The 13,766-nt window shown below is 44.3% G+C and carries 14 protein-coding genes; 6 read left to right on the top strand and 8 right to left on the bottom strand.

Annotated elements, in window-relative coordinates; translation table 11 throughout:
- Positions 1-10 precede the first annotated feature (10 nt).
- Together MusilaSJ_RS14770 and MusilaSJ_RS14765 are read left to right on the top strand one after the other, a co-directional pair.
- Positions 11-1,270, top strand: a complete 1,260-nt coding sequence (locus MusilaSJ_RS14770; protein ID WP_274985726.1) for a cation:proton antiporter — start codon at positions 11-13, stop codon at positions 1,268-1,270.
- Between the two features lie 4 nt (positions 1,271-1,274).
- Entirely contained in the window at positions 1,275-1,856 is a 582-nt protein-coding gene (locus MusilaSJ_RS14765) for an HPP family protein (protein WP_274985725.1), read from the top strand.
- A gap of 69 nt (positions 1,857-1,925) precedes the next feature.
- Here the strand turns inward: MusilaSJ_RS14765 and MusilaSJ_RS14760 are convergent, their stop codons facing one another.
- From MusilaSJ_RS14760 to MusilaSJ_RS14730, 7 genes are all read right to left on the bottom strand, one after another.
- Complete coding sequence (locus MusilaSJ_RS14760; RefSeq protein ID WP_274985724.1) at positions 1,926-2,675, bottom strand: MBL fold metallo-hydrolase; 750 nt, start codon at positions 2,673-2,675, stop codon at positions 1,926-1,928.
- Positions 2,672-3,748 carry an NAD(P)H-dependent flavin oxidoreductase gene (locus tag MusilaSJ_RS14755; protein ID WP_274985723.1) on the bottom strand — a complete coding sequence of 359 codons (1,077 nt, stop codon included), beginning with the start codon at positions 3,746-3,748 and terminating at the stop codon, positions 2,672-2,674. The genes MusilaSJ_RS14760 and MusilaSJ_RS14755 overlap by 4 nt, the downstream gene beginning before the upstream one ends.
- A gap of 121 nt (positions 3,749-3,869) precedes the next feature.
- Positions 3,870-4,247 (bottom strand): nuclear transport factor 2 family protein, encoded by a 378-nt coding sequence (locus MusilaSJ_RS14750; protein ID WP_274985722.1) that lies wholly within the window; start codon positions 4,245-4,247, stop codon positions 3,870-3,872.
- Positions 4,248-4,319: 72 nt separating this feature from the next.
- Positions 4,320-5,054 carry an SDR family NAD(P)-dependent oxidoreductase gene (locus tag MusilaSJ_RS14745; RefSeq protein WP_274985721.1) on the bottom strand — a complete coding sequence of 245 codons (735 nt, stop codon included), beginning with the start codon at positions 5,052-5,054 and terminating at the stop codon, positions 4,320-4,322.
- A 4-nt stretch (positions 5,055-5,058) separates the two neighbouring features.
- Entirely contained in the window at positions 5,059-5,277 is a 219-nt protein-coding gene (locus tag MusilaSJ_RS14740; protein ID WP_091173280.1) for a tautomerase family protein, read from the bottom strand.
- 26 nt (positions 5,278-5,303) lie between these two features.
- Positions 5,304-5,837: a YceI family protein gene (locus MusilaSJ_RS14735; protein WP_274985720.1), complete on the bottom strand. Its 534-nt coding sequence runs from the start codon at positions 5,835-5,837 to the stop codon at positions 5,304-5,306.
- Between the two features lie 109 nt (positions 5,838-5,946).
- Positions 5,947-6,519 carry a Crp/Fnr family transcriptional regulator gene (locus MusilaSJ_RS14730; RefSeq protein WP_274985719.1) on the bottom strand — a complete coding sequence of 191 codons (573 nt, stop codon included), beginning with the start codon at positions 6,517-6,519 and terminating at the stop codon, positions 5,947-5,949.
- A 157-nt stretch (positions 6,520-6,676) separates the two neighbouring features.
- Between MusilaSJ_RS14730 and MusilaSJ_RS14725 the strand changes: the two genes are divergently transcribed.
- Complete coding sequence (locus MusilaSJ_RS14725) at positions 6,677-7,162, top strand: peptide deformylase (protein ID WP_274985718.1); 486 nt, start codon at positions 6,677-6,679, stop codon at positions 7,160-7,162.
- A 162-nt stretch (positions 7,163-7,324) separates the two neighbouring features.
- Positions 7,325-8,365: a DUF4097 family beta strand repeat-containing protein gene (locus MusilaSJ_RS14720; RefSeq protein WP_274985717.1), complete on the top strand. Its 1,041-nt coding sequence runs from the start codon at positions 7,325-7,327 to the stop codon at positions 8,363-8,365.
- A gap of 64 nt (positions 8,366-8,429) precedes the next feature.
- Here MusilaSJ_RS14720 and MusilaSJ_RS14715 read toward each other — a convergent pair whose 3' ends face one another.
- Positions 8,430-9,602: an MFS transporter gene (locus MusilaSJ_RS14715; RefSeq protein ID WP_274985716.1), complete on the bottom strand. Its 1,173-nt coding sequence runs from the start codon at positions 9,600-9,602 to the stop codon at positions 8,430-8,432.
- A 56-nt stretch (positions 9,603-9,658) separates the two neighbouring features.
- On the opposite strand from MusilaSJ_RS14715, the gene MusilaSJ_RS14710 reads away from it, so the two are divergent.
- Positions 9,659-10,426: a hypothetical protein gene (locus MusilaSJ_RS14710; protein WP_274985715.1), complete on the top strand. Its 768-nt coding sequence runs from the start codon at positions 9,659-9,661 to the stop codon at positions 10,424-10,426.
- A gap of 332 nt (positions 10,427-10,758) precedes the next feature.
- Entirely contained in the window at positions 10,759-13,752 is a 2,994-nt protein-coding gene (locus MusilaSJ_RS14705) for a SusC/RagA family TonB-linked outer membrane protein (protein ID WP_274985714.1), read from the top strand.
- Positions 13,753-13,766 lie beyond the last annotated feature (14 nt).

The following is a 13,766-nucleotide window of genomic DNA, read 5'->3' as shown; positions in this document are numbered from 1 at the left end:
AATTTGCGGCATGCATAATGCCGATATCCTGGGCCGGTTAACACAGCAGTTTAATTTGCCGTTTAGTAACCCGGTGCTTGTTTTTTCGCTGATATTGTTGATCATTTTACTTGCACCCATCATCATGGGCAAGTTCAAAATTCCGGGTATCGTTGGTTTTATTATGGCTGGGATAGGGATCGGTCCGCATGGGTTAAACCTGCTCACCAAAAACTCGGCGGTTGAGCTGTTCTCTACCATCGGGCTGCTCTATATTATGTTCATTGCCGGCATCGAGCTTGATCTGAACGAGTTTAAGCGGAAGAAGCACAAAAGCTTTGTATTTGGCTTCTTTACCTTCTGCATTCCCATACTCATCGGTTTTCCTGTTTGTTATTATGTGCTGGGTTATTCGTTAATAACATCGGCCTTAACGGCCAGTATGTTTGCCACGCATACACTGGTGGCCTATCCCATAGTAAGTAAGTACGGGATCGCAAAAAATGAGGCCGTCGCCATCAGTGTAGGCGGCACCATATTGACCGATACCGCCGTGTTGATTTTGCTGCCCGTAATTATGGGCGCTAAGGAAGGCGGGCTGGGTTTCGGCTTTTGGCTGCAGCTGATGATCTCGCTTTCGATATTCGCGTTTATCATGTTTGTGCTGATCCCGCCGCTGGCAAACTGGTTTTTTAACCGCTATCGTGATAGTAAAACTCTACCATATGTGTTTGTGCTTTTTATTGTGTTTGTGTCGGCCTTTTTATCCCAACTGGCAGGGGTTGAGTCCATTATTGGGGCCTTTGTGGCAGGGCTTGCCTTAAATAAAGCAGTACAGCAGTCTTCAACCTTAATGAGCAGGATCGATTTTGTGGGGAACGCCATATTTATCCCATTTTTCCTGATCAGTGTAGGTATGCTGGTTGATCTGCGTGTGCTGGGCCGCGGGCCGCAGGCTACCATTGTGGCAGTAAGCTTAACGCTTGGCGCCTTGTTGGGTAAATGGCTGGCGGCATTATCTACCCAAAAAATATTCAAATATTCGGGCATACAGCGTAACCTCATTTTCGGTTTAAGCAGTGCACATGCCGCGGCTACCCTCGCCATTATTTTAGTGGGATACAAGGCGCAGATTATTGACGATAATATTTTGAATGGTACCATTATCCTGATACTGGTTACCTGCGTGGTGGCTTCATTTGCTACAGAGCGTGCTGCGAAAAAGGTGGTAGAGCCAATTGAAGAGCCCGAAATTTTAACAAAACCCCAAACTACCGGACACGAACGGTAATGATATGAGAAGAAGGATCCATAAACACATCCGTACAGCAAAATACATCGTTTACAAAGAAACCCTCATTGATTTCAGGGAGCATTTCTGGACGTTTATCAGCTCGTTCGCGGGCATAGCGCTAATTGGCTTATTAAACAACAGATACTTTAGCGCCACTGATAACTTGTTCCTGATAGGCTCGTTCGGAGCGTCATCAGTTTTGATATATGGTATTATTAACAGTCCGCTGGCACAACCCCGCAACTTGATTGGCGGGCATGTGATTTGCGCGCTGGTTGGCGTTACCATGCACAAGCTAATCCCTCATGAAATATGGCTGGCGGCGGCTTTGTCGGTGTCTATATCTATAGTATTGATGCAAATAACCAAAACTCTGCACCCGCCGGGCGGAGCAACTGCATTGATAGCCAATATCGGTTCAGAAAAAATTAAGGCGCTTGGCTACCTGTACGTATTTAGCCCCGTATTATCGGGAGCGGTGATCCTGCTGCTGATAGCTGTTTTGTTTAACAACATGACCAATCACCGGCGCTATCCTAACAATAAGAAATGGCTGCACGTTTGGCGAAGGTATAGGCGATAGTTTTTGATCCGCTGTTTGCCGGATAAGGAAGCTATGACGGGCAGTCCAGAAACGCCCAACAGTAATTGCTTATAAACTCGTTTTTACGCCCGGCTCTAAAATCCTGAGTTGCCCGCCAATACCCAGCGCGTTAAACGATTGCCGCAGCATCTCGCCTGTTTCGGTATAATGCGACCAGCCCTCAAAATGCACCGGAATAATTATAGCATCGGGAAAGGCAAAGGCGGTATCAATAGCATCATTGGTGCCCATAGTTACATTGAACGGACCGCGGGGCTTGGCTGCCCCGGCAAATATGAATACATATTGAGGTTTAAATTTTTCTGCAACCTCTTTCACGCCATCGTAAAACACGGTATCCCCGGTGATATAAATCTGGAGCCCGGCGATAGTTACAATAAACCCCGTTACATCGCCGGTAAGTTTTTCGCTGCCAGCGGGGCCATGCCTTGCAGGTGTACCGGTTATGACCACTTCATCGTTAAGCGCGATACTTTCCCATGGTGCCAGGCCAAGGGCATTACCGCCTAATCTTTCGGCTCCTATTTTGGTGGTTAATGTTTTATCAACCTGTTTAAGCAACTCCCGGCCGGCGTGGTCAAGATTATCGCCGTGCTGGTCGTGGCTCAGCAAAACCACATCTATCTTACCAATATCGGTAGTAGCCGGGCCCTCGGTTTTATGGTAGGCAGGCTTATCATTGATCATGAACTGCTCGCCGGCAGGGTCAAGTGTAGGGTCGGTCATGAGCCTTAAGCCGCCGATCTCTAAAATAACGGTTGGTCCGCCCAGGTAGGTTACATTAACTTCGCTTTTCATGGATTCATAATTTTAGTAGTGTCTTCAATTATTGATTGCATCAGCGCGGCGGCTTTGGTGTGTTTTAATATTGGCGCAATCTGCCCTCCCCAAAACAAAATCATATCCCATTTTTGCTGCTCAAGCGCGGCTTTTCTTAATGGCGACATAAAAGTTGTTTGCAGGGGAAAGGGTAAAAATCCGGTTTCCTTTCCGGCCAGGTCTTTAGCAATCCTGCTGGTAATACCCCGGCCAAGCCTACCTGTAAATGCACGGGACAAGGTAGTATATTTTGCCGCATCCGAAAAAAGCATTTGCCTGTGGATAGGAAGCGCGCCCGATTCCTCACATGCCAAAAACGCCGTACCTATCTGCACGGCATCGGCACCCAATGTTAAGGCTCCGGCCACCCCCCGGCCATTAGCAATGCCCCCGGCGGCAATAACGGGCACTTTTACTTTCTCCTTAATTAATTGAAGTAATACAAAAGTACCGGTGGTTGATGATTCGGCAGGGGCAAGGAATGATGGCCTGTGACCGCCCGCTTCAAAGCCCGAGGCTATGATCAGGTCTATCCCGCTTGCCTCCAATGCTATAGCCTCATCCAGCGTGGTAGCCGCGCCTACGGTAACAATGCCTAAGCTGCGGCATTTCTCCATCACATCGGCGGGCAATGTGCCAAACATAAAACTGAATACTTTTGGGCGCAGGTCAAGGATCACCTGCAACTGGTTTTCGAACCGTAATTTAAAAGGATCGGGCTTGGGCGGCAAAGGGATCCCGGCTTCATCAAAATAAGGTTTAAACAATTGTGTTGCGTGTTCATACTGCGCGTCGGTAGCTGTTCCACCCGGTGCATCGGTTTCCGAAACCCATATATTAATGTTATACGGTTTATTGGTTGTCGCTTTGATCTGTTTATCTATCGCTGCAATTTCGGAGGCACTTAGGGTATAAGCCCCATAACCGCCCAGTCCGCCTGCGTTTGATACCGCGGCTACCAATTCAACCGACGATAAATTACCGCCAAAAGGCCCTTGTAAAATCGGGTAATCAATACCCAATATTTCCGATGCTTTTGTGTTATACCACATGATTTTAGTATTAAGTCGATAGTACTAAGTCTGAAGTCGCAAGTCTGATTTTCTCTTTTCTACACTTAGAACTTATGACTTTAGACTAAAGACTATAGGTCAATTTATCACTGAAACGAAATTAATTCGTATCGCTGATCATTTTATTTACAATGAGCCACTTGCCGCCGAGTTTATGGAATGACAAAAACTCATGATAATTAAAATCGTACATTTTTACCTGTACTTCGGCAATGGCAATTGAATTTACCGCTTTAACAGAAATGATTTTTCCGTTAAATGGTTTGTCCGAATCCTTAGGGCTTACCCTGTTTTTTACCCCATCCAAATAAACATCCAATGTTTTGGCGTAAGGCTGTCCTTTTACATCGCCAAAAAGCAGGGTGCCGGCATTCATTACCTGGTTTAACAAATCCAAATTACCTTCATAAATCCCTTTGAAATAGTAATTTTCAAGCGCCTGTTCAATAGCAGCTTTGTTTTGATCGTTAGTTTCCATTTTTATTGATAAATTAAACATTATGCCTGCCGCTAAGCAAGGCATAATGCAGTTGCTAAAAGAATTTTACACTCAATTTAAATTATGGCCTGCTGCCATGCCACCATCAACATTGATAATGGCCCCGCTGATGAAATTGTTTTTGGCAACGGCGTATACCATTTGGGCTATATCTTCAACTTCGCCCACGCGGTTCAGCAGGTGTAATCCTGCGCTTTGGTCAGCAGCATCACCGTGCATTGGGGTACGGATGGTACCGGGCGCAATAGTATTTACCCGGATATTATCTTTACCAAACTCGCCGGCCAGTTGTATCGTAAGCGCATGTATCGCGCCCTTTGATGCCATTTGTGCTGTAATAGGAACCCCGCCAAGGGCATGGTTAACCAATGGTGTACCTATATTGATCACAACACCATCATGCTGTTTAAGCATTTGCGGAATAGCGGCCTGGGTGGTGAAGTAAGTACCTTTAAGGTTGGTGTTTAAAAAACGGTCGAGGTAGGCTTCATCAACTTCAAGAAACGGCCTGGTTTCAAAAATACCGGCGTTGTTGATCAGCACATCTACGCTTCCAAATTTATCAAGGGCTGTTTGGGCCAGCTTTTTACCTGTTGCTTTATCACTTACGTTTCCGGCAACCATGGCCAGGTTATCGCCTGCGCCAAGCTCGTGGTAAACAGCTTCCAGTTTATCGGCAGTTGTTGAGTTGATGACTACGTTATCGCCCTTTTCTAAAAAATAACGGGCTATTTCTTTACCGATACCGGATGATGCTCCGGTAACGATTATTGTTTGCTTTTTCATTTTTTTATTTCTTGTTGGCAGTGATGCCTCTTTCTCTTAATACTGATGTCTGTTCGCCGGCATATCCCCAATCATCCAGCTCAATTTCGCTGATCACTACATGGGTTAAATGCGGGTCTTTATTAAGGGTATCGGTAATCAAATCGGTTACACCCTTTATCAAGATTTGTTTCTGCTCGCGGGTAACACCTTCGCGGGTCAGTTCAATTTTTACGTATGGCATGGCTTTATTTTTTAAGCAAAGCTGTTTTAAACAGCTTTTGCGGTTATGTTTACATTTAGGTCAAAATCGTTGTAGATAAGTGTATCGCCCAGGTCTTTAAAAAAGTTTCCGGAACGAAACCTCATACCATATTTGGTACGGTCCACCACAACTTTACCGGTTGCGCTTACCGTATCGGCAGCGCGGCTAACTTGTGCATCAAAACCTACAGCGTGGGTAATGCCTTTTATGGTCAGGTCGCCGGTGATCCGATAAGCGTCGTTACTGCCTTTGTTGATCGCAGTAACCACAAATTGAGCTTCGGGATAATTTTCTGAATTAAAGAAGTCGTCGGAAGCAAGGTGGCCTGCAAACTGGGCGTTGGTAGCCGGGTCAGTTATGTCAATAATTTTAATAGAGGTGGTGTCGATATCGAATTTACCGCCTGTTAATTGTCCATCTGCAAAAGTTAAAGAACCCTGTTTTATAGCGATGGTACCATTGTGTGCGCCTGTAACTTTACGACCAACCCAGTCGATGTTACTTTTTGCGCTGATGATTTCAAATTTTTGAGTTTCCATTTTGTTATGTCTTTAATGACAATACAAAGTTGGGGACTAATGGCCTGGAAACTGTGTGACCTACATCACAATTGAAATACCGCTTTATTTATGTGATGTACGTCACATTTTAAGAATGGTATAAACGGCTCAGTGTTTCCCTTGAAACGCCTAAATATGAGGCTATTAATTGTTTAGGAACCACATTGTATAAAGTAGGGTACTGCGCCAGGAGCTCTTCATAACGATGCCTGGCGTTGTTATTCATAAATGATAGCAGCCTTTTTTGAGCAGCTACATAGCCCCTATTGGTACGCCAGCGAAAAAAGTGCTCGCTTGCGTGAATTTCATTACAAAGTTTTTCGCGGTCCTGGCCGGCGAGGCAAAGTACTTCGGCATCTGTAATACAATCCAGGCTAATTGTAGCACGTTCACCGCTGTAAAGCGCGTTATAATCTGAAGCCCACCAGGTAGGCATGGCAAACTGCAGGATAAACATTTTCATATCGTCGTTAATAAAAAACGACTTCAGATAGCCCGAAAGTACAAAATACTCACTGTCTACTTTATCACCTTCCCCGATTATAGTTTGCCCTTTTTTAAATGTTCTGTAGGTAAAATGCGAAAAGAAATAATCGAACTGCTCATCACTCAGCGAGGCGGTTTTGCCTACGTGCTCTTTTAAAATTTCTTTTGGCTGCATGGGATCTAAATTAACTACAAAAAAACTTTATTTGGATAAGAAAGTCAATGTTTGGCTTTCCCGCATTTCCGCTTATTTGGGTCTTGATATAAAGTTAAAGCAATTCATGAGGGATTAACATGATTCCGGAAGTAATAAATTTACGTTTTACTATGGAATGAAAAAATTGAACGATATTTTGCTGCTTGGCGATGAGCGCCTTTACCAGGTTTGCCCGCCGGTATTACGAAACGAATTGTCGCTGGTAAGCGGTTGGGTTGAAGACATGCACCATGTAATGCAGGAGATCAGGCAGAAGTACAACTTTGGCCGGGCTATCGCAGCTCCGCAACTGGGCATCATGAAACGCCTCGTTTACATGAATATTGACAAGCCTGTAGTTTTCATTAACCCCGAAATACAGGATGCCAGCGATGAACTTTTTGAACTTTGGGACGATTGCATGAGCTTTCCTAACCTGCTGGTAAAAGTTAAAAGGCATAAAACCATCACCGTAAATTACCTTGACGAAAACTGGCAGCAACAGCAGTGGGTAATGACGGATGCCCTATCTGAACTGATGCAGCATGAGCATGATCATTTGAACGGGATTTTATGTACGATGCGGGCTATCGACAGCATGTCGTTTAAATGGCGGCCGTAAGTAACTATGTATGGCCAATTAAAGCCACTCTATACTTGGAAACCATTTTTCGGCCTTTGGCTTTACGCATTTAGCTTTCGGCTTAAATAATAAAAATTTAAACACCTGTAACGTATAGGGGTAAAGTGTGGTCATAGTTGTATCACGATTAAAACCCCATTTATGAAAAATTATATTTTACTTCTTCTGCTCGCCGGGCAAACCGCGGTGGCGGCAGCGCAAGATGGCGACAGCCGTTCGTTATATCTTACCAAATCATTAGCTAACGATGCTATTACCAGCGCCGTGGTACGTACATCGGCCGGTGGTATTGTAGTTAGCGGGCAAGCCGGACAAGCTCCGCGGGTGGAAGTTTACATTAAAGGCAACAACGGCAGCGAGCTTTCAAAAGAAGAGATCAAAAAACGCCTTGATAAAGATTATACGCTCGATATATCGGTTAGCGGGCATGAAGTTAGGGCCATCGCCAAAAGCAAGCGTCAAAACTTTTTTAACTGGAGAAGTTCATTGAGCATCTCGTTTCGTATTTATGTACCGCAGCAATGCGCAACCGACCTGGAAACCAGCGGCGGCGGTATTGGTCTTGATAACTTAAAAGGCAACGAAAAATTTAGCACCAGCGGCGGCGGTTTAACTATCGACAGGCTTTACGGTACCATCCGCGGTAACACCTCAGGCGGCGGCATCCATGTTTCCAATTCGGGCGATGATATTTCGCTTGAAACCAGCGGCGGCGGTATTGAGGCTAAAAACTGTAACGGCAGGATCAGGCTTGAAACCAGTGGCGGTGGTATAACTTTAGAAAACCTAAAGGGCACCATTAACGCCGAGACCAGCGGTGGCGGCGTTAACGGTAATAACATCAGCGGCGAGCTTATCACCAGTACTTCCGGCGGGAGCATTGATCTTAAACGCATGGCAGGGAGTATTAGCGCACAAACCAGCGGCGGCGGTCTGTACGCCCAAATGCTAAAAGTTGGCAAATATCTTAAACTGGAATCAAGCGCCGGCAATGTTGATATCGAACTTCCGCAAAACCAGGGCTATGACCTCGACCTGCGAGGTGAAGGTGTTTCTCCATCATCGGTTGCCAAATTTAACGGGCAATGGGAAAAAGAACGGGTTAGCGGCAAATACAATGGCGGCGGCATTCCGGTTAAAGCAGAGGCATCAGGAGGGAGTGTTAATATTAAATTTAGGTAAGCATTTAATAATTAAGCAATAAAAAGAAAAGCTCCGGGTTTATGATCCGGAGCTTTTCTTTTTTCTATCCCTTGTTGGTGTTCCGCCCGTTTATCAATGCCATTAATCCCCAAACCGGCCCTATGGCCATTAGCATATAAATATATCGCGCGTTTTCGGCCGTTCGTAAAGCCGCGATCAGTTGAATACTTATAATAGTAATGGCAAAGCCTATGCAATTAACAATGGTTAGCGCGGTACCTCTTAATTGCTGCTCGGCATTTTGCGCAACCAATGTTGAAAACAACGGCGAATCGGCAATGACTGCAATAGCCCATATCAATAAAAATGAAATCAATATCCATGTCGAGCCGGTAAATAAAAATAGCGGCGATACCAGGCAACAGGTGCAAGAAATTGCCAACGCGATGGTAGCTACTTTTTTCACTCCCAGATATTTTGATATGATACCGCTGGCTGCACAGGCCAAAGCGCCCATCCCAATAATGAGAAAAGACAATAAGGGGACATTCAAAACTGCATTTGAAAACCGATTATTGTAGGCGGTTAGCATCATGGGGACAAAAGCCCAAAAAGCATAAAGCTCCCACATGTGGCCAAAATAACCAAAGGCTGCTGCCCTGAATTGCCTGTTTCGAAAACTTTGTAAAAACGCAGCCGGATTAAGCGCTACTCCCGGCTTCCTTTCCCGGCCGTCAGGCACCAATAATACCATCGTACATCCGCCCAAAGCGGCTAATATCGATGTCGACAAGATAACGTAGCGCCATGGCAACGTGGCCATCAGGTTTTTAAGCAGGTGCGGCAACGCTGTGCCTAAAACCAATGCCCCAACCAAAAAACCGAGAGCTTTTCCCAATCCCTGCGGATAATGGTCTGAGGCTATCTTCATGCCCACCGGGTAGATCCCTGCCAGGAAAAAACCTGTAGCATACCTTAGCACTAATATCATCCCGGCATTCGTTCCTGGTAAACATGCCAGGGCGTTGACAACTGCGGCAACAAGCGCGCAGGTAAAAAACACCCGCACCGGCGAAACCCTGTCGGCAATACCAAGGATGGCAAAAACAAGGGTGCCTGTGATAAAGCCCAGTTGAACAGCGCTTGTTAAGTAGGCGAGGTACGATGGTTCAAGCCGCAGCTGTTTAGCAATATCGCCCATAACGGCGTTACCCGCAAACCACAATGAAGTACAAAAAAACTGCGAGAGTACAATTACCGGAAGAATGCGTTTCATTTGGTTTTGAAGAGCTAAAGCGGTGCAATAATAATTATAAACTGTGCTTTAAAAAAATGAGTGCTTTTTTGCCGGGCGAAATCCATTCAAGAAACGTTATCTGCATTTTTATCTCCTGCTGTGTTGCCTTTGTAAAAATATGTATCTTCAGTTTTAAACTAAACCTGGTCTCATCACCATTACCAATGGATAAGCAACAGATTACTGATCAAATAAAATGGATGATAGCCGATGGCAATACCGATTATCAAATTGAGGCTTTACTGATGGCCGAAGGTGTTGCCCGGGCCGAAGCAAGGCAGGCACTTGCTGCAATTAAAAAGGAGTTGTCTTTATATGAATATGCGCTGAATGCCTATTCCAATAAACGGCGGTATTACCTGTGGGTTGGTTTTATAATTATTGCGGCCCTTGCATTACTACTTGTTTTTCACTTCCAAAGCACCAATAAACTAAAAACCACAGAAAGAGAGATAACCGCCGCCGATATGATGCGGTTAATAGATGCCGAACCTGTCACCTACACTGCCGAACTTAATAAGGTCAACCCTGGCTGGTCGTATAATCCGGAGAAAAACAGATGGGTAAACAAACAAAGGAATATGGCTATCGCTATCAGGATGAATGAACTTCGCTTAATGGGGCCAGTTGCGTATAATTTCTCGTTTTCCGAATATCTTGAAAACCATGATTTTGATAAAATAATAGATGATAAACCCGGGGATACATCGAAAGCAGGTAAAAAGATCTTCGAAAATGACAAATTCATGTTCACCGTTCAGGCAAATGAACATTATGCGATGATATCGCTGGCCTACCGGTAAATTGCGTTGCAGCTTCTAAACAGATGTTTTCCATCGATTGAAAAAAGGTCAAATTTTTAGGGATTGCTTCATAACACCCTTTTTACAAAACGCCAAAGTTTAAATCCTGTTAATCCCCGGTTAACAAAGTCTGCTTGTTTATCGATAGCAAAAAGCTGAAAACCAGCCAAAAGCAGCACAAATAAGAAAAACAATATTGATTTTAATTAATAGATAAGTTAACCCTATATTTATTTCCTGATAATAAAACAACCGTTGCTTTGCACCAATTATCGCCCTCCTATCTCAACTCGGGGCAACTATTAAAACAGGGTTTGTCATTAATTAAAACTATGAAAAAAAACTACAGATTTATTTTAAGGCTCTTTTTTGAAAAAAGTAAAACGATTTGTCTTTTCCTGCTGATGTTTATAGCCTCGTCAGTGGTTTTTGCGCAGGACGGCACCATAAAAGGTACCGTTACCGATGAAAGTAATCTTCCTTTACCCGGCGTAGTGGTAACCGTAAAAAGTTCGGGAAGATCAACCTCAACCAATGCTAACGGTGCCTATACCGTAAAAACAAGCGGTGCCGGCGATGTACTTAAATTTACCTTTTTAGGTTCGGTACCAAAGGAAGTTACTGTTGGCGAAAAGAACACGGTGAATGTTACTATGGTTACCGATACCAAACAACTTAAAGATGTTGTAGTTATCGGTTATGGTACCGCAAGCCGCAAGGATGTAACAGGCGCTATCACTTCGGTTAAAGCCGAAGATTTTAATGCTGGTGTATTAACCACTCCTGCCGAACTATTGCAGGGTAAGGTAGCCGGTTTAAATATTACCAAAAGCGGCGACCCTAACAAACAGCCGGCCACTATTTTAAGGGGGCCCTCAACTTTGCGTGAAGGTGCTGCACAGCAGCCTTTTTATGTAATTGACGGTGTCCCGGGTGCATCTATAGATCTTTTGGCCCCTGCCGATATCGAGAGTATCGATGTGTTGAAAGATGCATCGTCGACTGCTATTTACGGTTCACGTGCTGCCAACGGTGTAATCATTGTTACTACCCGCAGGGCCAAAGCCGGTCAAACAAGGTTAACTTACAGTGCTTATGGCGCCGTTGAGAACGTGTCAAAAAACATTGATGTACTTACCGGCGACGAGCTGCGTAAATATTTAACCGATAATGGCGTGCCTAAATTAAGCACTGCTGATGATGATGGTTCAAATACCAATTGGCAAAAACTGGCCGAAAGGACCGGTTATTCACAAAACCATAATCTTTCATACGGCGGAGCCGGCACCAACTCGGAGTATGGTGCAAGTGTAAACTACATGAAAAACAATGGTATATTGAGAAACACCAGCCTGGAGCGTACCATTTATAAAGGTTACATTAACCAACGTTTTTTTAATGATCGTTTAAAATTGGGTATCACGCTTACCAACAGCGCTACCAAAAACAACGATATCTTCCAAAGCCAGGTGTTATCGGGTATTTTATTCTACCTGCCAACGGTTAGTCCTTTTAACCCGGATGGTACCTATAAAGAAAACTATACCCGTACAGGCAGCGGTCCTTTAAACCCGTTATCATTAATAAATAACAACTTTACCAGAACAGAGAACAACAAAACACTGATTAATGGTTTTGCCTCTGTTGACATCCTGAACGGTTTGAAATTTACCGTATCCGGGTCAACTCAAAAGGAGCAGAACAATGTTAACACCTACTCTACCAGTCAGTCGGGCATATATGTTAACGCTGGTGGTGTTGCAGTACGTAGTGCTTATACCAACACCAGCAACGTGGTTGAAGCTTATTTTAACTATGATCGTGTTTTTGGGAAACACTCGCTGAAATTATTAGGTGGTTATTCTTATCAGCAAGACCGTAACAATGATGGGTTTGGCGTACAAACACAGGGCTTTTCGAATGACGCTTTAACTTATAATTACCTGGCGCTGTCAAACCCTACCCAGCTCTCACAAATTGTGTTCAATCCTAACTATATTTCCACGTTAAGATTCGTTTCATTTTACGCACGTGGCCAGTATGAGTTTTCAAATAAATACCTATTCCAGGCTTCTCTAAGGGAAGACGGTTCATCGGCATTTGGTGTTAACCAGCGCCATGGTTATTTCCCGGCTATTTCCGGAGGATGGAAGATCATCAACGAAGAGTTCATGAAATCAGTTCCCGTTATCAGCGACCTAAAGTTAAGAGCTGGTTATGGTGTATCTGGTAACAGCTTAGGTTTTGATGCCTTTACTGCGAGGTTAATTTATGGTGTGCCTCCCGGTGGCGGTAAATTCCTGAGCAATGGGAATATTGTTAACCCTATTGGCCCGGTACGTAACGATAACCCGGACCTGAAATGGGAAAGTACTGCTACCACCAACATCGGTCTGGATTTTGGCTTTTTTAACAATCGTTTAACCGGTTCGGTGGATTACTATATCAAGAAAACATCCGACCTGATTTATACTTACCCGGTATCAACCACACTGTATTTTTATCCGTTTTACACTGCTAACGTAGGTAAAATAAAAAACAGCGGTATCGAGGTTGTTATAAACGCGGTACCTGTAAAATCACAGGCCTTTACATGGCGTACTTCATTCAACGTTTCACATAACAAAAACGTTGTACAAAGCTTATCAAACAGCCAGTTCGGTCTTAACTTTATTCAAACTGCCCAGTTGGGCGGTAAAGGCCAGTCGGGCAATTATAGTCAGATCATACAGCCCGGTTATGCTATCGGTACGTTTGACCTGTGGCATTATTTAGGTAAAAACGCCAACGGCGTAAGTACCTATCAAAAAGCCGATGGATCAACAACGGCTACTCAACCGCTTACTACCGATCAGTTTATTAAATATGATGCGCAGCCGAAATTGGTTTATGGCTGGAGCAACAGTTTCTTCTATAAAGGCTTCGACTTAAACTTCCTGGTACGTGGTGTTTATGGCAACAAAATACTGAACGCAACTTTGGCAGCACTAAACAACCCGGCCGATTCAAAACTGCAGAACATCCCAAGGTTTACTTTAGGCGAATCATTTAAGGATATCAATGCCTACCTGATCTCTGATCGTTTCCTGGAAAGCGGCTCGTACCTGCGTTTGGATAACGCTACTTTAGGTTATACCATTAAGCCACACATCCAGGCAATAAAAAGCCTGCGTTTTTATGCATCGGGCAACAACATTTTTATCATCACCAAATACCGCGGTGTTGATCCCGAAGTTAATATCGGTGGCTTAACCCCAGGTATCGATAACCGCGACTTCTATCCTAAAACACGCACGTTCAGCTTAGGTATAACCGCATCATTCTAAAAAACCTCAGAAAG

The sequence above is a fragment of the Mucilaginibacter sp. SJ genome (assembly GCF_028993635.1).
Classification (GTDB): domain Bacteria; phylum Bacteroidota; class Bacteroidia; order Sphingobacteriales; family Sphingobacteriaceae; genus Mucilaginibacter.
Note: the sequence above shows the minus strand (reverse complement) of the source record. Positions and strands in the feature narration are given on the sequence as shown.

Excerpts from the sequence above, each read along its gene's own strand:
- MusilaSJ_RS14770 (WP_274985726.1), top strand. The coding sequence starts at position 11 with ATGCATAATGCCGATATCCTGGGCCGGTTAACACAGCAGTTTAATTTG.
- MusilaSJ_RS14765 (WP_274985725.1), top strand. The coding sequence starts at position 1,275 with ATGAGAAGAAGGATCCATAAACACATCCGTACAGCAAAATACATCGTT.
- MusilaSJ_RS14760 (WP_274985724.1), bottom strand. The coding sequence starts at position 2,675 with ATGAAAAGCGAAGTTAATGTAACCTACCTGGGCGGACCAACCGTTATT.
- MusilaSJ_RS14755 (WP_274985723.1), bottom strand. The coding sequence starts at position 3,748 with ATGTGGTATAACACAAAAGCATCGGAAATATTGGGTATTGATTACCCG.
- MusilaSJ_RS14750 (WP_274985722.1), bottom strand. The coding sequence starts at position 4,247 with ATGGAAACTAACGATCAAAACAAAGCTGCTATTGAACAGGCGCTTGAA.
- MusilaSJ_RS14745 (WP_274985721.1), bottom strand. The coding sequence starts at position 5,054 with ATGAAAAAGCAAACAATAATCGTTACCGGAGCATCATCCGGTATCGGT.
- MusilaSJ_RS14740 (WP_091173280.1), bottom strand. The coding sequence starts at position 5,277 with ATGCCATACGTAAAAATTGAACTGACCCGCGAAGGTGTTACCCGCGAG.
- MusilaSJ_RS14735 (WP_274985720.1), bottom strand. The coding sequence starts at position 5,837 with ATGGAAACTCAAAAATTTGAAATCATCAGCGCAAAAAGTAACATCGAC.
- MusilaSJ_RS14730 (WP_274985719.1), bottom strand. The coding sequence starts at position 6,519 with ATGCAGCCAAAAGAAATTTTAAAAGAGCACGTAGGCAAAACCGCCTCG.
- MusilaSJ_RS14725 (WP_274985718.1), top strand. The coding sequence starts at position 6,677 with ATGAAAAAATTGAACGATATTTTGCTGCTTGGCGATGAGCGCCTTTAC.
- MusilaSJ_RS14720 (WP_274985717.1), top strand. The coding sequence starts at position 7,325 with ATGAAAAATTATATTTTACTTCTTCTGCTCGCCGGGCAAACCGCGGTG.
- MusilaSJ_RS14715 (WP_274985716.1), bottom strand. The coding sequence starts at position 9,602 with ATGAAACGCATTCTTCCGGTAATTGTACTCTCGCAGTTTTTTTGTACT.
- MusilaSJ_RS14710 (WP_274985715.1), top strand. The coding sequence starts at position 9,659 with ATGAGTGCTTTTTTGCCGGGCGAAATCCATTCAAGAAACGTTATCTGC.
- MusilaSJ_RS14705 (WP_274985714.1), top strand. The coding sequence starts at position 10,759 with ATGAAAAAAAACTACAGATTTATTTTAAGGCTCTTTTTTGAAAAAAGT.